At 59.2% G+C, this 20,435-nt stretch carries 16 protein-coding genes; all 16 read right to left on the bottom strand.

What is annotated here, in order from left to right:
• Positions 1 to 59: 59 nt before the first annotated feature.
• The gene (gene kdsA / locus AC3WN7_RS19725; protein ID WP_007970708.1) at positions 60 to 905 is read right to left on the bottom strand and encodes a 3-deoxy-8-phosphooctulonate synthase; all 846 of its coding nucleotides are present in this window, start codon (positions 903 to 905) and stop codon (positions 60 to 62) included.
• Between the two features lie 5 nt (positions 906 to 910).
• Positions 911 to 2,542 carry a CTP synthase gene (gene pyrG, locus AC3WN7_RS19720; protein WP_007970707.1) on the bottom strand — a complete coding sequence of 544 codons (1,632 nt, stop codon included), beginning with the start codon at positions 2,540 to 2,542 and terminating at the stop codon, positions 911 to 913.
• Between the two features lie 274 nt (positions 2,543 to 2,816).
• Positions 2,817 to 4,145: a tRNA lysidine(34) synthetase TilS gene (gene tilS, locus AC3WN7_RS19715; RefSeq protein ID WP_102674599.1), complete on the bottom strand. Its 1,329-nt coding sequence runs from the start codon at positions 4,143 to 4,145 to the stop codon at positions 2,817 to 2,819.
• Positions 4,146 to 4,276: 131 nt separating this feature from the next.
• Positions 4,277 to 5,224 (bottom strand): acetyl-CoA carboxylase carboxyltransferase subunit alpha, encoded by a 948-nt coding sequence (locus AC3WN7_RS19710; protein ID WP_007978369.1) that lies wholly within the window; start codon positions 5,222 to 5,224, stop codon positions 4,277 to 4,279.
• A 139-nt stretch (positions 5,225 to 5,363) separates the two neighbouring features.
• A complete protein-coding gene (gene dnaE / locus AC3WN7_RS19705; protein WP_102674600.1) occupies positions 5,364 to 8,885 on the bottom strand; it encodes a DNA polymerase III subunit alpha in 3,522 nt (1,173 codons plus the stop codon).
• 77 nt (positions 8,886 to 8,962) lie between these two features.
• A complete protein-coding gene (rnhB, locus tag AC3WN7_RS19700; RefSeq protein ID WP_007978371.1) occupies positions 8,963 to 9,589 on the bottom strand; it encodes a ribonuclease HII in 627 nt (208 codons plus the stop codon).
• Positions 9,590 to 9,600: 11 nt separating this feature from the next.
• Positions 9,601 to 10,731 (bottom strand): lipid-A-disaccharide synthase, encoded by a 1,131-nt coding sequence (lpxB, locus tag AC3WN7_RS19695; protein ID WP_102674602.1) that lies wholly within the window; start codon positions 10,729 to 10,731, stop codon positions 9,601 to 9,603.
• 2 nt (positions 10,732 to 10,733) lie between these two features.
• Positions 10,734 to 11,510 (bottom strand): acyl-ACP--UDP-N-acetylglucosamine O-acyltransferase, encoded by a 777-nt coding sequence (gene lpxA, locus AC3WN7_RS19690; protein WP_007978373.1) that lies wholly within the window; start codon positions 11,508 to 11,510, stop codon positions 10,734 to 10,736.
• Positions 11,507 to 11,947: a 3-hydroxyacyl-ACP dehydratase FabZ gene (fabZ, locus tag AC3WN7_RS19685; protein WP_007978374.1), complete on the bottom strand. Its 441-nt coding sequence runs from the start codon at positions 11,945 to 11,947 to the stop codon at positions 11,507 to 11,509. The genes lpxA and fabZ overlap by 4 nt, the downstream gene beginning before the upstream one ends.
• Positions 11,948 to 12,219: 272 nt before the next feature.
• Positions 12,220 to 13,275: a UDP-3-O-(3-hydroxymyristoyl)glucosamine N-acyltransferase gene (gene lpxD, locus AC3WN7_RS19680; RefSeq protein WP_095965041.1), complete on the bottom strand. Its 1,056-nt coding sequence runs from the start codon at positions 13,273 to 13,275 to the stop codon at positions 12,220 to 12,222.
• Positions 13,276 to 13,278: 3 nt separating this feature from the next.
• Positions 13,279 to 13,782 (bottom strand): OmpH/Skp family outer membrane protein, encoded by a 504-nt coding sequence (locus AC3WN7_RS19675; protein WP_015093768.1) that lies wholly within the window; start codon positions 13,780 to 13,782, stop codon positions 13,279 to 13,281.
• Between the two features lie 45 nt (positions 13,783 to 13,827).
• Positions 13,828 to 16,203, bottom strand: a complete 2,376-nt coding sequence (bamA, locus tag AC3WN7_RS19670; protein WP_102674603.1) for an outer membrane protein assembly factor BamA — start codon at positions 16,201 to 16,203, stop codon at positions 13,828 to 13,830.
• 72 nt (positions 16,204 to 16,275) lie between these two features.
• Positions 16,276 to 17,628 carry a sigma E protease regulator RseP gene (gene rseP / locus AC3WN7_RS19665; protein WP_095965040.1) on the bottom strand — a complete coding sequence of 451 codons (1,353 nt, stop codon included), beginning with the start codon at positions 17,626 to 17,628 and terminating at the stop codon, positions 16,276 to 16,278.
• 53 nt (positions 17,629 to 17,681) lie between these two features.
• Positions 17,682 to 18,872 carry a 1-deoxy-D-xylulose-5-phosphate reductoisomerase gene (gene ispC, locus AC3WN7_RS19660; RefSeq protein ID WP_102674604.1) on the bottom strand — a complete coding sequence of 397 codons (1,191 nt, stop codon included), beginning with the start codon at positions 18,870 to 18,872 and terminating at the stop codon, positions 17,682 to 17,684.
• Positions 18,869 to 19,675 (bottom strand): phosphatidate cytidylyltransferase, encoded by an 807-nt coding sequence (locus AC3WN7_RS19655; RefSeq protein ID WP_015093764.1) that lies wholly within the window; start codon positions 19,673 to 19,675, stop codon positions 18,869 to 18,871. Before AC3WN7_RS19655 ends, ispC begins: the two co-directional genes overlap by 4 nt.
• Positions 19,675 to 20,430 (bottom strand): polyprenyl diphosphate synthase, encoded by a 756-nt coding sequence (gene uppS / locus AC3WN7_RS19650; protein WP_095965038.1) that lies wholly within the window; start codon positions 20,428 to 20,430, stop codon positions 19,675 to 19,677. Before uppS ends, AC3WN7_RS19655 begins: the two co-directional genes overlap by 1 nt.
• Positions 20,431 to 20,435: the final 5 nt, after the last annotated feature.

Below are 20,435 nucleotides of genomic sequence, written 5' to 3'. Positions count from 1 at the left end.
GGCTCAGGCTCGAGGGCCTGAGCATTAAATCGTGCGGTACTTTACCGGAGAATTGAGGATTACGCGGTTTCTACCGTCGGAAAACTCTTCACCAGTTCGTCCAGGGCTTTGAGCTGGGCCAGGAATGGCTCCAGTTTGTCCAGGCGCAAGGCGCAAGGACCGTCACATTTGGCGTTGTCCGGATCCGGGTGGGCTTCCAGGAACAGGCCGGCCAGCGACTGGCTCATGCCGGCCTTCGCCAGGTCGGTGACCTGGGCGCGACGACCGCCGGCGGAATCGGAGCGACCGCCAGGCATTTGCAGCGCATGGGTCACGTCGAAGAACACCGGGTATTCGAACTGCTTCATGATGCCGAAGCCGAGCATGTCGACGACCAGGTTGTTGTAGCCGAAGCTCGAACCACGCTCGCAGAGAATCAACTGATCATTACCCGCTTCCACGCACTTGTTCAGGATGTGCTTCATTTCCTGGGGGGCGAGGAACTGGGCTTTCTTGATGTTGATCACGGCGCCCGTTTTGGCCATTGCGACCACGAGGTCGGTCTGGCGCGACAGGAAGGCCGGCAACTGGATGATGTCACAGACTTCAGCGACGACCGCGGCCTGGTCAGGCTCGTGGACGTCGGTGATGACCGGCACGCCGAAGGCTTGCTTGATGTCCTGGAAGATGCGCATGCCTTCTTCCAGGCCCGGACCACGATAGGAGGTCACAGAAGACCGGTTGGCCTTGTCGAAACTGGCCTTGAACACGTAAGGGATACCGAGCTTTTCGGTGACCTTCACATACTCTTCGCAAACCTGCATGGCCATGTCACGGCTTTCCAGCACGTTCATGCCGCCGAACAGCACCATGGGTTTGTCGTTGGCAATCTCGATGTCGCCGACGCGGATGATCTTCTGTGCCATCGGGGTTACGCCTTCTTCTGGTGTTGAGCCAACGCGGCCTTGACGAAACCGCTGAACAGCGGATGACCGTCGCGTGGCGTCGAGGTGAACTCAGGGTGGAACTGGCAAGCGACGAACCATGGATGATCCGGTGCTTCAACCACTTCAACCAGTGCGCCATCCCCGGAACGACCGGAGATTTTCAAACCGGCTTCCATGATTTGCGGCAGCAGGTTGTTGTTCACTTCGTAGCGATGACGGTGACGCTCGACGATCACGTCCTTGCCATAGCAACCATGAACCAGGGAACCTGGCTCCAGCAGGCAATCCTGCGCGCCCAGACGCATGGTGCCGCCCAGATCGGAAGCTTCGGTACGGGTTTCGACCGCACCGGTGGCATCTTCCCACTCGGTGATCAGGCCCACGACCGGGTGACCGCTTGCACGATCGAACTCGGTGGAGTTGGCGTCTTTCCAGCCCATCACGTTACGGGCGAACTCGATTACGGCCACTTGCATGCCCAGGCAGATACCCAGGTATGGAACCTTGTTTTCGCGAGCGTATTGAACGGCAGTGATCTTGCCTTCAACGCCACGCAGACCGAAGCCGCCAGGCACCAGGATCGCGTCGACGCCTTCCAGCAGCGCAGTGCCCTGGTTCTCGATGTCTTCGGAATCGATGTAGCGCAGGTTGACCTTGGTACGGTTGCTGATGCCGGCGTGACTCATCGCTTCGATCAGCGACTTGTAGGCGTCCAGCAGCTCCATGTACTTGCCGACCATGGCGATGGTGACTTCGTGCTCAGGGTTGAGCTTGGCGTCGACCACGGCTTCCCACTCGGACAGATCGGCACCGCCGCATTGCAGGCCGAAGCGCTCGACGACGAAATCGTCCAGGCCCTGGGAGTGCAGGATGCCCGGGATCTTGTAGATGGTATCGGCGTCTTCCAGCGCGATCACCGCACGCTCTTCAACGTTGGTGAACTGCGCGATCTTGCGACGCGACGACACATCGATCGGGTGGTCGGAGCGGCAGACCAGCACGTCTGGTTGCAGGCCGATGGAACGCAGTTCCTTCACCGAGTGCTGGGTTGGCTTGGTTTTGGTTTCACCGGCAGTGGCGATGTACGGCACCAGTGTCAGGTGCATCAGCATCGCGCGCTTGGCGCCGACTTCGAAACGCAGTTGGCGGATCGCTTCGAGGAACGGTTGCGACTCGATGTCACCCACGGTGCCACCGATCTCGACCATGGCCACGTCAGCGTCGCCGGCACCCTTGATGATACGGCGCTTGATTTCGTCGGTGATGTGCGGAATCACCTGGATGGTTGCACCCAGGTAGTCACCACGGCGCTCTTTGCGCAGGACGTGTTCGTAGACACGGCCGGTGGTGAAGTTGTTGTTCTGGGTCATGGTCGTGCGGATGAACCGCTCGTAGTGACCCAGGTCCAGGTCGGTCTCGGCGCCGTCGTGTGTGACGAACACTTCACCGTGCTGGAACGGGCTCATGGTGCCCGGGTCGACGTTGATGTACGGGTCCAGCTTCAGCATGGTGACCTTAAGTCCCCGCGCCTCCAGGATGGCCGCCAATGATGCCGATGCAATGCCTTTCCCCAATGAAGAAACAACACCGCCCGTGACGAATATGTAGCGCGTCATGAAAAACCCTAGAAGTCTGCGTTAAAGCGGTCCGAGCCGCCGGGGAAAGCGAAGGAAGGCCGAAGCCCCCGATCACCTGCATTAATCACAGTGCACCTTTCAAAAAAACCGCCGCGTTGGGACAGACCGGGAAATGAATCACCGGTTCGTTGCTCGCTACACATTTTTTGGAATCGCCCAGCAAAGACTGCTTGGTAATCGGCAACTCCTGCAATTCAGGCGAATCCACAGAAGTTGTATCAAGAAGGGAGCGTAGTCTACCGGAAAGCCCCTTTCAGCTCAAACCTTGATCTTCGTTCAGTGGCTGCCAATGCAAATGCCAGTTACCGATCGCACCACCATCGAGCCCGTTGAGGTTCGCTACCGCCAGCAATTGCCCCTCTTTGTAGAGCAGCGGCAATCTGCCGCGCACGAAGGACGGTACAGCGCTTTCATTGAGCAAACGTTTCAGGTCCCGATGGCCGCGGCCTGGCAAAGCCATGACCTCACCCCCTTCACGATAGCGGATCTGTAACGGGCCATCGGGGATTTGTCCGGTGAGCGACAGCATGCCGTTGTCCGGGGTTACCAGCGGTGAACGCGGGTCCTGCCACGCTCCGGCGACAGGCAGAGGGCGCAACCAGCGGCCGGACAACCACCAGATCCGCCCGCCAGCCCGATGCAGCTCGCCATCGGCCAGCCGCCACACCGGGCAGGCATCGCCGCTGGCGTCGCGCAAATCCTGCCAGCCCGACCAATGGTCAGTGTCCGGCAGGCGGGTCAGCGGTTCGAGCCAATGACTCAAGGCATTGCGCTGCCGGGCGTCGGAGAGTTGCGCAAGCGACGCCAGTTCAAGGGATCGCAAGCCCAGCCAGGCGAACTCACTGACAGAGTTGGCGTTACGCAAATCCATGTCTGCCAGTTCTTCGAGCAACCCCTGCGCCTCGGTCAGATGCGCCGCGCTGCGGGCCATGGTTGCCACCGCTTGTGGCCAGCGCCGGGTCAAGGCGGGGAAGACTTGATGCCGCAGGTAGTTGCGCGAGTACTGCCGATCTTCGTTTGAAGGATCTTCGATCCAGCTCAAGCCATGCTCGTTGGCATAGGCCTCCAGTTCAGCCCGCGTGACGTCGAGCAATGGTCGCAGCAGATGGCCCTTGCCCAACGGGCGTTGACGCGGCATACCCGACAGCCCGCGCACGCCGGCCCCACGCAACATACGGAACAGCAAGGTTTCCGCCTGATCGTCGCGGTGCTGGGCTGTCAGCAGGACCTCATCGGGCAGTATCACTTCGGTGAACGCGTGATAACGCGCGTCCCGCGCCGCACGCTCCAGACTGGCACCGGGCTGCACCTGCACCTGAACGATCTGCAACGGGACGCCCAGCGCAGCGCACACAGAACGACAATGTTCCGGCCACGCATCGGCCACAGCTTGAAGGCCGTGATGAACATGGATGGCGCACAGCGCCGGCAGGGATTCGGTTTTTGCGAGATGTGCAAGGAGGTGCAGCAGGACGGTGGAGTCCAGGCCGCCGGAGAAGGCGATGTGCCAAGCCGGAGCGTTACGCCACGGTTTCAGATTCAGCAAAAGCCTGGAAGGCAAGTCAATCGCGGGCCGATCCATATCTCTCCCTTTGCACAAATCAAATGTGGGAGCGGGCTTGCTCGCGAAGGCGGCTGAACATTCAACACATCAGTTGATTGTTATACCGCTTTCGCGAGCAAGCCCGCTCCCACATTCAAGCCGAGATCAGATCAGAGACCGTAGCTCATCAGTCGATCGTAACGGCGCTTGAGCAGCGCGTCGTTATCGAACTTCTTCAGCATCGCCAGTTGCGAGCTCAGCTCGGCGCGGATCGATGCAGCGGCAGCGGCCGGGTCACGGTGCGCGCCGCCCAATGGCTCGCCAATCACCTTGTCCACGATGCCCAGACCCTTGAGGCGCTCGGCGGTGATGCCCATCGCTTCTGCGGCATCCGGTGCCTTCTCGGCGGTTTTCCACAGAATCGAAGCGCAACCTTCCGGCGAAATCACCGCGTAAGTCGAGTATTGCAGCATGTTCAACTGGTCGCAGACACCGATTGCCAGTGCACCACCGGAACCACCCTCACCGATCACGGTGGCGATGATTGGGGTTTTCAGGCGCGCCATGACCCGCAGGTTCCAGGCAATCGCTTCGCTCTGGTTGCGCTCTTCAGCGTCGATGCCAGGGTAAGCGCCCGGGGTGTCGATGAAGGTCAGGATCGGCATCTTGAAGCGTTCGGCCATTTCCATCAGGCGGCAAGCCTTGCGGTAGCCTTCCGGACGCGGCATGCCGAAGTTGCGGCGAACCTTCTCGCGCACTTCACGGCCCTTCTGGTGGCCGATGACCATGACTGGCTTGTCGTCCAGACGGGCGATGCCGCCAACGATGGCCGCGTCGTCGGAGAAGTGACGGTCACCGTGCAGTTCGTCGAACTCGGTGAAGATGTGTTCGATGTAGTCCAGGGTATACGGACGTTTCGGGTGACGTGCCAGGCGTGCGATCTGCCAGCTGGTCAGCTTGCCGAAAATGTCTTCGGTCAGCGTTTTGCTCTTGTCCTGCAGGCGGGAGATCTCATCGCCGATATTCAGCGAATTGTCATTACCGACCAAGCGCAACTCTTCGATCTTGGCTTGCAGGTCGGCGATCGGCTGTTCGAAATCTAGAAAATTCGGGTTCATAGGCGTCCGTCTTGGGTCGAGTCCCAAGGGATCTTGGGCCGGCCGGTTGTCTATTCGCGCCCTACCTTAAGGGACAGGCGCGTTGAGGTCGAGATTAAAAATTCAGGTCTGGGTCAGGGCAATCTAATAGCACTGACCGTCAACGGTATTGGAGGAAGACGTTGTCTCGCCCGAACTGGTCACGCAGGGCTTGAATCAACGCATCCGCCGGATCGATCCGCCAGCCCTCGCCGAACTGCAACAAGGCCTTCGCATCGGGACTGGTGTAGTCCATGGTGATCGGGCACGCACCGCGGTGACGCTTCAACAGTTCGCCCAACCAGCGTAGCTGATCGCCCTTGAGATCCTTGGCATGCAACTTCAGGCGCAGGCTTTCGGCCAGGTTGGTGCGCGCATCTTCCATGCTCATCACCCGCTTGACCCGCAATTTCAGGCCACCGGAGAAGTCGTCATTGCTGACTTCGCCTTCGACCACCACCATCGCGTCGGTCTGCAACAGTGACTGCGCCGAATGGAACGCCTCGGAAAACAGCGAGGCCTCGATCCGTCCGGAGCGGTCGTCGAGGGTGATGAACCCCATCTTGTCGCCCTTTTTGTTCTTCATCACCCGCAAGGCGATGATCATCCCGGCAACGGTCTGGGTATCACGCGCCGGTTTCAGATCGATGATGCGCTGACGGGCGAAGCGACGGATTTCACCCTCGTACTCGTCAATCGGGTGACCGGTCAGGTACAGGCCGAGGGTATCTTTCTCGCCTTTGAGACGCTCCTTGAGGGTCAGTTCCTTGGCCTTGCGGTGGTTGGCGTAGACGTCGGCGTCTTCTTCGACAAACAGACCGCCAAACAGGTCGGAGTGACCGCTGTCCTGGGTCCGCGCAGTCTGTTCGGCGGCCTTGATCGCCTCTTCCATGGCCGTCAGCAGCACCGCGCGATTGCGGTCGATATTGGCCTGGTAGGCTTTCTGCTCATCGTGGAAATACGGCCCGAGGCGATCCAGGGCACCGCTGCGGATCAAGCCGTCGAGGGTGCGTTTGTTGATGCGCTTGAGGTCGACCCGGGCACAGAAATCGAACAGATCCTTGAACGGCCCGGCCAGACGCGCTTCGGTGATGGCCTCGACCGGTCCCTCACCCACGCCCTTGATTGCACCCAGGCCGTAGATGATCCGGCCTTCGTCGTTCACCGTGAACTTGAACTCGGAAGTGTTTACGTCCGGCGCGTCGAGACGCAGCTTCATGGTCCGCACTTCTTCGATCAAGGTCACGACCTTGTCGGTGTTGTGCATATCCGCCGAGAGTACCGCGGCCATGAACGGCGCCGGGTAGTGCGCCTTCAGCCACGCGGTCTGGTACGACACCAGGCCATAGGCGGCGGAGTGGGACTTGTTGAAGCCGTAACCGGCGAATTTTTCCACCAGGTCGAAAATGTTACCGGCCAGGTCCGCGTCGATATTGTTGGTGGCGCAACCTTCAATGAAGCCGCCGCGCTGCTTGGCCATTTCCTCAGGTTTTTTCTTGCCCATGGCGCGACGCAGCATGTCCGCACCACCGAGGGTGTAGCCGGCCATGACCTGGGCAATCTGCATCACCTGTTCCTGATACAGGATGATGCCGTAGGTCGGTGCCAGTACGGGCTTGAGGCCTTCGTACTGGTAGTCCGAGTGCGGATACGCCAGCTCGGCGCGACCGTGCTTGCGGTTGATGAAGTCGTCCACCATGCCCGATTGCAGCGGGCCCGGACGGAACAGGGCCACCAGTGCGATCAAGTCTTCCAGGCAGTCGGGCTTGAGCTTTTTGATCAGCTCTTTCATGCCCCGGGATTCAAGCTGGAACACCGCCGTGGTTTCGGCTTTTTGCAGCAAGGTGTAGGTCGGTTTGTCGTCCAGCGGGATGAACGCGATATCCAGCGGCGGCTCGTTGACCTTGGCGCGGTCGCGGTTGATGGTTTTCAGCGCCCAATCGATGATCGTCAGGGTCCGCAAACCGAGGAAGTCGAACTTCACCAGACCGGCCGCTTCAACGTCGTCCTTGTCGAACTGGGTTACCAGGCCATCGCCCGCTTCGTCGCAGTAGATCGGCGAGAAGTCGGTCAGTTTGGTCGGGGCGATCACCACGCCACCGGCGTGCTTGCCGACGTTACGCACAACGCCTTCAAGCTTGCGGGCCATCTCCCAGATTTCCGCGGCTTCTTCATCGACCTTGATGAAGTCGCGCAGGATCTCTTCCTGCTCGTAGGCCTTTTCCAGGGTCATGCCGACTTCGAACGGGATCATCTTCGACAGACGGTCCGCCAGGCCATAGGACTTGCCCTGCACCCGCGCCACGTCGCGGACCACAGCCTTGGCAGCCATGGAACCGAAGGTGATGATCTGGCTTACCGCGTTGCGACCGTACTTCTCGGCCACGTAGTCGATCACCCGATCGCGACCGTCCATGCAGAAGTCGACGTCGAAGTCGGGCATCGATACCCGTTCCGGATTGAGGAAACGTTCGAACAGCAGGTCATATTCCAGCGGGTCGAGGTCGGTGATCTTCTGCACATAGGCCACCAGCGATCCGGCACCCGACCCACGGCCAGGACCTACCGGTACGCCGTTGTTCTTGGCCCACTGGATAAAGTCCATCACGATCAGGAAGTAACCGGGGAAACCCATCTGGATGATGATATCCAGCTCGAAATTCAGCCGGTCGACATAGACCTGACGCTTGACTTCATAGTCTTCGGTGGTGTCCTTGGGCAGCAGGACGGCAAGGCGCTCTTCCAGGCCATCGAAGGACACCTTGCGGAAGTACTCGTCGATGGTCATGCCATCGGGGATCGGGAAGTTGGGAAGGAAGTGTGTACCCAGCTTCACTTCGATGTTGCAACGCTTGGCGATCTCGACGGTGTTTTCCAGCGCCTCGGGAATGTCGCTGAACAGCTCGGCCATTTCCTCGGCGCTTTTGAGGTACTGCTGATCGCTGTAATTCTTCGAACGCCGCGGATCGTCGAGGGCACGGCCCTCACCGATGCAGACGCGGGTTTCGTGGGCGGCGAAGTCTTCCTGTTTGATGAAACGCACGTCGTTGGTCGCCACCAGCGGCGCACCGAGCTTCTCGGCCAGGGCCACGGCGCCGTGCAGTTGTTCTTCATCGTTGGGGCGGTTGGTGCGCTGGATCTCCAGGTAGAAACGATCCGGAAAAACGTCCATCCATTCGCGGGCCAGGGTTTCAGCCTCGGCGGGGTTGCCGCTGAGCATGGCCTGGCCGATCTCGCCTTCTTTGGCCGCCGACAACATGATCAAGCCGGCGCTGGCTTCAGCGACCCATTCGCGCTCGATGATGATTGCGCCATTGCGCTGCCCCTCGATAAAGCCGCGGGAAATCAGCTCGGTGAGGTTGCGATAGCCTTCGGCGTTCATCACCAGCAGGCTGATCCGGCTCAGCGGGTTGTCCGGATCCTTGTTCGACAGCCACAGGTCGGCGCCGCAGATCGGCTTGATCCCGGCACCCATGGCGTTTTTATAGAATTTGACCAGGGAACACATGTTGTTCTGGTCGGTGACCGCCACGGCAGGCATGTTCATGCCGACCAGGGTCTTGACCAGCGGCTTGATCCGCACCAGACCGTCGACCAGGGAGTATTCAGTGTGCAGGCGTAGGTGAACGAATGAAGCCGGCATAGTGATCCTGTCTGAGAACGTAAAGACAACAAGGCCCGGATTGTACCGGGCCTTGGTAAAAAAAATCAGCCTTGCGACTAACTCTCGATGAGACTTTCCCGCGCCTCGTAAGCCAGACGCACCGGAGCAAAGGAGCGCCGGTGAATCGGGGTCGGGCCAAGACGGGCGAGCGCTTCCAGATGAACGGGTGTCGGGTAGCCCTTGTGGCCACCGATGCCGTAGCCGGGGTAGATCAACTCGAACGCAGCCATTTCCCGGTCGCGACTGACCTTGGCCAGAATAGACGCAGCAGCGATGGCTGGAACCTTGCTGTCGCCCTTCACCACAGCTTCGGAACGCATCGGCAGTTTCGGGCAGCGGTTGCCGTCGATCATCGCCAGTTTCGGCTGAATATGCAGCCCGGCGACCGCACGCTGCATGGCCAGCATGGTGGCGTGGAGGATATTCAGTTCGTCGATTTCCTCGACTTCGGCGCGAGCGATGCACCAGCTCAGGGCTTTTTCGCAGATTTCGTCGTAGAGCTTTTCGCGACGGGCCTCGGTGAGTTTCTTCGAGTCGTTCAGGCCGAGGATCGGACGATTCGGATCAAGAATCACCGCCGCTGTCACTACCGCGCCACAGAGCGGGCCACGACCGACTTCATCGACGCCGGCAACCAATTCTTCGACTTCAGCGACCAAGGTAAAGTCCAGCCCCATCTGCATGTTCGTTTTACTCATTCTACTTGGCCGATCAGCTTCAGCACTGCGTCCGCAGCCTGGTTGGAGGCATCCAGACGCAGGGTCCGGTGAATTTCATCAAAACCACGGGTCTGCTCTCCCCCACCCTCGATCAAGGGTGACAAGGTCTGGGCCAGCGCTTCGACCGTGGCATCGTCCTGCAACAACTCGGGCACCAACAGACGCTGAGCCAACAGGTTCGGCAACGAAATGTAGGGGCTTTTCACCATGCGCTTGAGAATCCAGAACGTCAGCGGCGCCAGGCGATAGGCGACCACCATCGGCCGCTTGTACAGCAATGCTTCAAGCGTCGCGGTACCGGAGGCAATCAACACCGCATCGCACGCTGCCAGGGCAAGATGCGACTGCCCATCGAGCAGGGTCAGTGGCAGATCGCGACCAACCAACAGCTCTTCAAGCTGTGCGCGACGCTGTGCACTGGCGCAAGGCATGACAAACCGCACACCCGGGCGCAACGCCCGCAGGCGCTGCGCGGTATCGAGAAACAACGCACCTAGCCGGCCAACTTCACCGCCACGGCTGCCTGGCATCAACGCCACCAGCGGCCCGTCAGGCAAACCGAGCTCGGCCCGCGCAGCCGCGCGATCGGCTTCGAGTGGAATGGCATCGGCCAGGGTATGACCGACAAACCGCACCGGCACGCCTTTCTCTTCATAGAACCTGGCTTCGAACGGGAACAGCGTGAGCATCAGGTCGCAGCCTTCGCGAATCTTCAGCACGCGCTTCTGCCGCCAGGCCCACACCGACGGACTGACGTAATGCACGGTCTTGATACCGGCCTGACGCAGTTTGAGTTCGATATTGAGATTGAAGTCCGGCGCATCGATACCGATGAACACATCGGGTTTCGCGGCGATCAGGTCGGCGACCAGCTTCTTGCGCCGCGCCAGCAACTCGCGCAACCGGCCCAGCACTTCCACCAGGCCCATGACGGACAGACGCTCCATCGGGAAATACGAGGTCAGGCCTTCAGCCTGCATCAACGGGCCACCGACACCGATGAACTCGACCGCCGGGTGGCGAGCCTTGAGCGCGCGCATGAGGCCCGCACCCAGAATGTCACCGGAAGCCTCACCCGCTACCAGCGCAATACGCAGATTGGCCATGGTTAGCGGGTGATGCCGCGGGTCGAAGACTGGATGGAGTCACGGAACACCGCCACTTCCGGATACTGGGCGGACGGCTCTGCCAGTTCGGCAAGCGCCTGCTCCACGGTCAGGCCCTGGCGGTACACCACCTTGTAGGCACGACGCAGCGCGTGGATCGCATCTTCGCTGAAACCCCGACGGCGCATGCCCTCGAAGTTCATGCTGCGGGCTTCGGCAGGGTTGCCGAACACCGTGACGTAGGCTGGAACATCCTTGCCGATCGCCGTACCCATGCCGGAAAAGCTGTGGGCGCCAATGTGGCAATACTGGTGAACCAGGGTAAAACCGGAGAGGATCGCCCAGTCTTCCACATGCACATGGCCCGCCAGTGCGGTGTTGTTCACCAGGATGCAGTGGTTGCCAATCACGCTGTCGTGGCCGATGTGGGCATAGGCCATGATCAGGTTGTGATCGCCCAGGGTCGTTTCCGAACGATCCTGGATGGTGCCACGGTGGATCGTCACGCCTTCACGGATGACGTTGTGATCACCAATCACCAGGCGGGTTTCCTCGCCCTTGTACTTCAGGTCAGGCGTGTCCTCACCCACCGAGGAAAACTGGTAGATGCGATTGTGCTTGCCGATTCGGGTCGGGCCCTTGAGGATCACGTGCGGCCCGATGACTGTCCCCTCGCCGATTTCCACACCTGCGCCGACGATCGACCACGGGCCGACCTCGACGCCGTCAGCCAGAATGGCTGTCGGATCGATGATTGCACGAGGGTCAATCAAACTCATAGTTTGCGTTCCGCGCAGATGATTTCAGCGGAGCAGACCGGCTTGCCATCGACCGAAGCCTGGCATTCGAATTTCCAGATCTGACGCTTGCAGCTGATGAACTTGGCTTCAAGGATCAACTGATCGCCTGGCAGAACCGGCTGGCGGAAGCGCAGCTTGTCGGAACCGACGAAGTAATAGAGGGTGCCGTCGGCCGGTTTCACGTCGAGCATCTTGAAACCAAGGATCCCGGCAGCCTGAGCCATGGCTTCGATGATCAATACGCCCGGCATGATTGGATGCGCGGGGAAGTGACCATTGAAGAACGGTTCGTTGATGCTGACATTCTTGTAGGCGCGAATGCGCTTGCCTTCAACATCCAGCTCCACTACCCGGTCCACCAGCAGGAACGGGTAACGGTGAGGCAGGTATTCGCGAATCTCGTTGATGTCCATCATTTCGGGGGGAAGCCTATGTAAAGATTGGGAGCGCGCGACTGATGCACGTTCCGCTAGCAAATCAAGGAGCCAGTCTACAGACTGCATGGAAACTACTGCGGGCTACGCGCACAATACTGCGTTAAAAACAGGCTCGGAATGCTCATTTACAGCCAGTAAAGTCGCGTGCGACTCCAACCGTTCCTCGCCTGTTTTTGCCTTGTCTTGTCTTCGCTCGCTACGTTTCCATGCAGCCTGTTTTGCGGCTGTGCACACTTGATATGGAAATGGTATCAGCCATCTGATGAAGCATTACCGTCAGGGGTCACTTCCCCTACTTGCTTTTCCAGCTGTCGCAGGCGCCGCGCGATGTCATCGAGCTGACGGATGCGAGCCGCGCTTTTGCGCCATTCGGCTGCTGGTTGCATGGCCGTACCGGAAGAATAGGAACCCTTTTCGGTAATCGAGTGGGTCACCATGGTCATCCCGGTGATGAAAACGTTATCGCAAATTTCGATATGCCCCACCAGCCCTACACCGCCAGCGAGCATGCAATGCTTGCCGATTTTGGTGCTGCCGGAGATCCCGACACAGGCGGCCATGGCGGTGTGATCGCCGACCTGAACGTTGTGGGCGATCTGGATCTGGTTGTCGAGTTTCACACCATTGCCGAGAATGGTATCGGCCAATGCGCCGCGATCAATAGCGGTATTCACGCCAATTTCGACATCGTCACCGACCAGCACACCACCAATCTGGGCAATTTTCTGCCAGACACCTTTCTCATTGGCAAAACCGAAGCCTTCACCGCCGAGCACGGCCCCCGACTGAATGACCACACGCTTGCCGATGCGCACGTCGTGGTACAGCGTGACCCGCGGGGCCAGCCAGCCGTCTTCGCCGATTTCGCAACGGGCACCGATGAAGCAATGCGCACCGATGGTCACGCCGGCAGCAATTCGTGCCGCGCTTTCGATCACCGCAAAGGCGCCAATACTCGCAGCCGGGTCAACCACCGCGTCCTCGGCCACAACGGCTGTCGGGTGAATGCCGGCAGCCGCTTTCGGCTTTGGATCGAACAGATGGGAAACACGCGCATAGGCCAGATACGGATCAGGCACCACCAGCGCATTACCGGCATAACCTTCGGCATCAGCAGCCTTCAGCAACAGCGCTGCGGCCCGGCTGTCCGCCAGGTACTTACGGTATTGAGGGTTTGCGAGAAAGCTCAACTGAGCTGGGCCAGCCTCCTGCAAGGTGGCTAGCCCAGTAATTTCTCTCTCCGGGTCGCCACGTAGCGTGGCGCCGAGGAACTCGGCCAGCTGGCCGAGCTTAATGGTCACGGTCATGGATTACTTCAGCTGATTCATGCGCTCGATAACCTGGCGAGTGATGTCGTACTGAGGCTTGACATCAATCACTGCGCCACGCTCGAAGACCAGGTCAAAAGCACCTTTCTTGATGACTTCTTCCACAGCGCTGTCCAGTTTCGGCTTGAGCTGCTTCAGCATTTCACGGTCGGCAACGGCTTTGGCTTCGTTCAGCTCCTTGGACTGGAACTGGAAGTCACGGGCCTTTTGCTTGAATTCAAGCTCCAGACGCTCGCGCTCGCCCTGCTGCATTTTGTCGCCACCGGCCATCAGGCGGTCCTGAATACCCTTGGCGCTGGTTTCCAGCGTCTTGAGCTTGGTCAGCTGAGGACCGAACTTCTTCTCGGCATCCACGGCGTATTTCTTGGCCGCGTCAGACTCCAGCAGAGCCATCTGATAGTTCAGAACTGCAATTTTCATGTCGGCAAATGCCGGACCAGCGACCAATACGCTGGCCAGGAGAACCAATTGAGTCAACTTACGCACGATGCACTCCTACAAAATTCATTGTCGTTATCTTGGGTCAGACGCTTAGAACGTCTGGCCGAGGGAAAATTGGAACACTTGAGTCTCGGCGTCATCCGGTTTCTTGACCGGCATGGCCAATGCGAAACTCAAAGGACCCAGTGCAGTGACCCACGTCACACCTACACCAACAGAACTGGCCATATTGCTCAGGCTAATGTCGTTGCACTTGGTGTCGGACTTCGTGCCATCAGCGTTTGTGGTATCCGAGCACGACGAATCGAACACGTTACCCACATCCCAGAATACCGAGGTACGCAGGGAGCGTTGATCTTTGACGAACGGCAGCGGGAACAGAACTTCCACACCGCCCTGGATCAGGACGTTACCACCGAACGGCAGTGGATCCTGGTCCGGGTCGAACGCTGTACCAGGGTTCTTGCCAGTACTTGGCGTACTGCGAGGACCCAGGGTGCTGTCCTTGAAGCCGCGTACCGAGTTGAAACCACCAGCATAGTAGTTTTCATAGAATGGCAAGCCGTCGGTCGAACCGTAACCATCGCCATAACCCAGCTCGGTGTGCAGGCGCATGGTGTAGTTCTCGCTCAATGGCTGGAACAACTGACCACGGTAGTCGAGCTTGAAGAACGACAGGTCACTGCCTGGAATCGTGGATTCCAGCACCAGGCTCTGGGAATGACCACGGGTAGCGAGCACGCCCTTGTTCAGGGTGGACTCGGACCAACCGGCCGAAGCCTTGAAGTTCAGGTACTTGTCGCCTTCCTTGTTAACGAAGTCGAAGATCTCGTCAACGGTGTAAACGCCGGTCTTGATTTCGTCTTGTTGCGCATTCAGGCCGAAGGTCAGACGCGAAGTCTCGCTGATTGGATAACCGACACTCACACCGGCACCCAGGCTGTCTACGGCGTAGCTGGCGACGTCAGTATCGAGGTCATCGTAGTCAGTCGTGCGGTAGAAGGCGTTGTAACCCAGGCTCACGCCGTCGGCGGTCCAGTAGGGGTCGACGAAACCGAAGTTGTAGCGGGTCTGGTATTCGCTTTTGGTCAAGCCGACGCTGACCTTGTTACCGGTACCCAGGAAGTTGTTCTGGGTGATCGAACCACCAAGGATCAGACCGGCGCTCTGGGCGAAACCGACGCTGGCGGTAATCGAACCGGAGGCTTGCTCTTCAACGCTGTAGTTGACGTCAACCTGGTCATCGACACCCGGTACGGCCGGGGTTTCGACGTTGACTTCCTTGAAGAAGCCCAGACGCTCCAGACGGGTCTTGGACTGATCGATCAGGTAGGTCGAAGCCCAGCCGCCTTCCATCTGACGCATTTCACGACGCAGCACTTCGTCTTCGGACTTGGTGTTGCCACGGAAGTTGATGCGATTCACGTAGGCACGCTTGCCCGGATCGACCGCGAACAGGATGTCCACGGTGTGATCTTCATCGTGCGGCTGAGGCACGCCGTTGACGTTGGCGAAGGTGTAGCCTTCGTTACCCAGGCGACGGGTGATCAGTTCGGAAGTGGTGGTCATCAGCTTGCGCGAGAACACCTGGCCTTTTTGCACAAGCAACAGGGCCTTGATCTGGTCTTCAGGGACTTTCAGGTCGCCGCTGAGCTTGACGTCACGAACGGTGTATTTCTCGCCTTCGTTGACGTTGACGGTGATGTAGACGTGTTTCTTGTCCGGCGTAATGGAAACCTGGGTCGAAGCGATATCCATGTTGATATAGCCACGGTCCAGGTAGTAGGAACGCAGACGCTCCAGGTCACCGGACAGTTTTTCACGGGCGTACTTGTCATCGTTCTTGAAGAACGACAACCAGTTGGTGGTCTTGAGTTCGAAAAGGTCGATCAGGTCTTCATCGGGGAAGACCGTGTTGCCCACCACGTTGATGTGCTGGATAGCCGCAACGGTACCTTCGTTGATGTTGACCTTCAGGCCAACGCGGTTACGCGGCTGCGGCACCACTTCGGTGTCGACGGTAGCCGAGTAGCGACCCTGGGCGACGTATTGGCGCTGCAGTTCGTTACGCACACCTTCAAGGGTGGCACGCTGGAAGATCTCGCCTTCGGCCAGACCGGATTGCTTGAGGCCTTTCATCAGGTCTTCGGTAGAGATCGCCTTGTTGCCTTCGATCTCGATACTGGCGACCGACGGGCGCTCGACTACAGTGATGACCAGAACGTTGCCATCGCGGCCCAGCTGGATATCTTGAAAGAAACCGGTTTTGAACAACGCACGAGTGGATTCCACCAGGCGACGATCATCCGCCTGTTCACCGACGTTCAACGGCAAAGCACCAAAGACGCTACCCGCGGAGACCCGCTGGAGGCCATTGACGCGAATATCAGAGATAGTGAAGGACTCGGCGTGAACTTCGGCGATCATCAATACGGTGAGAACCGCAGTTAGCAGCAGACGTTTCATGAAGTCCTTTCTTATTCCAACTGGCAATAAACAAACTGCCGCAAAATGCGGCAGATTCGCAATTCAGCGACGTTACAGACGACCCAGATCATTAACCAGAGCGAGCAACATCACTCCGATCACCAAACTGATGCCGATCTGTATCCCCCAACCTTGCACCCGATCCGACAAGGGACGACCACGCGCCCACTCGATCAGATAAAACAACAAATGCCCCCCATCCAGCACAGGAATGGGCAGCAAATTCAGAACTCCCAGGCTAATACTCAGATAAGCAAGGAAATTCAGGAAATCAGCAACACCCGACTGGGCCGAAGCGCCCGCCACTTTAGCAATGGTTATCGGTCCACTCAAGTTTTTTACCGAGAGCTCGCCGAACAACATTTTCTTCAGTGAATCGAGGGTCAGCACGCTCATGGTCCAGGTGCGCCGAGCCCCCTCGCCAATCGCTGCCAATGGTCCATAACTGACCTCGCGGAGCATCTCCGGTGGCCAATCGACAGCCTTCACCCCTGCCCCCAGGTAGCCGTTGGGTGACTTGCTCTCGCCGCGAGCGGCAAGCGTCACCGGGACGTCGATTTGAGCACCGTCTCGCTCGACCCGCAGCATGATTTTGGTATCAGGATGCATACGGACGGTATCGACGACTTGCTGCCAATCATCCAGCGCACGACCATCGAGCGCCAGCAACCGGTCACCGGTCTTCAGGCCGGCAGCCTGGGCCGGCCCCTTTGGATCAAGTTCGGCCAGAACAGGCGGCAATGCCGGGCGCCACGGGCGAATCCCCAACGAATGAATGGGGTCGGGTTCGTCAGCCCCTTTGAGCCATTTATCCAGCGCAAGTTCACGTGGCGAATCGGTCGTCGACCCTTGCTCGCGAACCAATATCTGCAATGAGCCGCTTTCGCCCAGACGACGAACCAGTTGCAGATTCACCTCCGCCCAGCCGGAAGTCAGCTCACCATCAATGGCCACGATTTCCTGGCCGGGACTCAAACCCGCCTTGGCCGCGATGCTGCCGGACTCGACAGCCCCGATGACCGGACGCACCTGCTCGCTGCCGAGCATTGCCAGCCCCCAGAAGAACACCAATGCCAGCAGGAAGTTGGCGATCGGCCCCGCCGCTACGATGGCAATGCGCTGACGAACGGATTTACGATTGAAGGATTGATCAAGCTGATCGGGCGGCACTTCGCCTTCGCGCTCGTCGAGCATTTTCACGTAGCCGCCCAACGGGATGGCGGCAACGACGAATTCGGTGCCCTGCTTGTCGTACCAACGCAGCAAAGGCGTGCCGAAGCCTACGGAGAAGCGCAGCACCTTGACCCCACAGCGACGCGCGACCCAGAAGTGGCCGAACTCGTGGAAGGTAACCAGCACACCCAGAGCGACCAGGGTGCCGACAATCATATAGAGCGCGCTCATCTACTTTCTCCGCAATCCTATTCGCTGCTGCCTGGGTTGACTATCTGCAGCGTTTACCGCCCGTGACGGCTCAACCATTGTCCGGCCAGCAATCGCGCTTTCGCGTCTGCCGTGAACACTGCCTCGAGATCATCCACTGCCACGACGGGCTCCAGACTCAGTACTTCCTCGATGATACTCGCGATTTCCGGGTAACGAACCCGCTCGTCGAGAAATGCCGCCACCGCCACTTCATTTGCCGCATTGAGCATGGCCGGCGCGCTATTACCCGCTTCGGCCGCCTGACGGGCCAGACGCAAACAAGGGAAACGCTCCTCATCGGGCGCCTGGAAGTCGAGCCGTGCAATGGCAAACAGATCCAGCGGCGCCACACCCGAATCGATCCGCTCCGGCCAGGCCAGCGCATTGGCGATGGGCGTGCGCATGTCCGGATTACCCAGCTGCGCCAAGACAGAACCATCGACGTAGTCAACCAGCGAATGGATCACACTTTGCGGGTGAATCACCACCTCGACCTGGGATGGCCTGGCATCGAACAGCCAGCAGGCTTCGATCAGCTCAAGCCCTTTGTTCATCATGCTGGCCGAGTCCACGGAAATCTTTCGCCCCATGGACCAGTTCGGATGCGCACACGCCTGGTCAGGTGAAACATGCGCCAATTCAGCCAGTGGCGTCTGACGGAACGGACCGCCGGAAGCCGTCAGCAAAATCCGGCGTACGCCGACTGACTCGAGGCCACGGGCATAATCGTGCGGCATGCACTGGAAAATGGCGTTGTGCTCGCTATCGATCGGCAGCAATACCGAACCGCTCTTGCGCACCGCCTGCATGAACAGCGCGCCGGACATCACCAGCGCTTCTTTATTGGCCAGGAGGATCTTCTTGCCCGCCTCGACCGCCGCCAGTGTCGGGCGCAATCCCGCCGCACCGACGATGGCTGCCATGACCGTATCGACTTCCGGATCGGAAGCGACCTGACACAAACCGTCCTCCCCCACCAGAACACGGGTTGGAAGGCCCGCCGCGCGCAAATCATCCTGCAAGGTGCGGGCAGCCGCGACCTCAGGCACTACGGCAAATCGCGGGATATGGTGCACGCAGAGCGCCAGCAATTCACTCAAGCGAGTGAAGCCACTCAAGGCAAAGACCTGGTAACGATCAGGATGACGAGCAACGACGTCGAGCGTACTCAGGCCAATCGAACCGGTTGCCCCCAGAACGGTAATCTGTTGCGGGCGGCTCATGGTGCCGCCATCCACAACAGCACGGCGAACACCGGAATAGCCGCTGTCAGGCTGTCGATACGATCCAGCACACCACCGTGCCCCGGAAGCAGATTGCTGCTGTCCTTGATCCCGGACTGACGCTTGAACATGCTTTCAGTGAGATCGCCCACTACCGAAATGAACACGATCAGCGCAGCACAGATCAGCCCTTTGAACAGCTGCGCCACCGTCCAGTCGCGCACCAGAGCAACGAGCGTGGTAATGACCAGGCTCAGCGCCAGACCACCGTACACGCCTTCCCAGCTTTTGCCCGGACTGACCTGTGGCGCGAGTTTACGCTTGCCGAAAGCACGACCAGAGAAGTAGGCACCGATATCGGCACCCCAGACCAGCACCATCACCGCCATGATCAGCCAGTTACCCAGCGGGTACTGCTTGATCTGCACCAGCCCCTGCCAGGCCGGCAGGAGAATCAACAGGCCGATCACCAGCTTGGTCGCCGCACTGGACCAATGCTCGCTCGAACGCGGATAGGTCAGTACCAGATATGTCGCCACCGCCCACCACAGCACCGAAGCGCCCAATACCCAAGGCGCCAGCCCAGGCAAGATGTACATGACGAACAGCATCAAGGCGACCACAGCGGCAAAGCCGACGCGGAACGCTTGCCCGGCGAAACCCGCCAGACGCGCCCATTCCCATGCACCAAGGGTAACTACCAGCCCGATGAACAGTGCAAAACCGGAACCTTCAAGCAGGAAAAACCCGCACAGGGCAATCGGCAGCAGGATCAGCGCGGTGATGATTCGTTGTTTAAGCATTAAACCCGGGCTCCAGCCTCGACCTGCTCGCTCGTTTTACCGAAGCGGCGCTGGCGGGAAGCGTAATCGGCCAGCGCATCGCGCATGGCACCGTGTTTGAAGTCCGGCCAGAACAGGTCGGAGAAATACAGCTCGGCATAGGCCAGTTGCCAGAGCAGGAAATTACTGATGCGATGCTCGCCACCAGTACGAATACACAAGTCAGGCAACGGCAGGTCGCCTGTGACCAGGCAGGTCTGCAGCAGATCAGGCGTGATGTCTTCCGGACGCAAGTGTCCGGCCTGAACCTCTCGTGCCAGTCGTTGCGCCGCTTGCGCGATATCCCACTGACCGCCGTAATTGGCGGCGATCTGCAGGACAAAACGATTGGCGCCAACCGTCATGGCCTCGGCTTCGCGCATGGCAGCCTGCAGCTCGGGGTGAAAACGCGAGCGGTCACCAATGATGCGCAGGCTGATGTTGTTGTCGTTGAGGCGCTTGGCCTCACGACGTAGCGCCCTGAAGAACAGATCCATCAAAGCGCTGACCTCATCGGCCGGACGCTGCCAGTTCTCACTGGAGAAGGCGAACAGGGTCAGCACTTCGACCTTGGCCTCGGCACAGACCTCAATGACCGCACGCACCGCATCCACGCCCGCTTTATGCCCGGCGACACCTGGCATAAAGCGTTTTTTTGCCCAGCGATTATTACCATCCATGATGATCGCGACATGGCGCGGCACCGCGGACGGTGCAGTCTGTTTAGTCTTATCCATGAAAA

It is taken from the genome of Pseudomonas sp. FW305-70 (assembly GCF_058783925.1).
The sequence above is the reverse complement of the archived record's forward strand: the minus strand, read 5'-3'. Positions and strand labels throughout refer to the sequence as shown.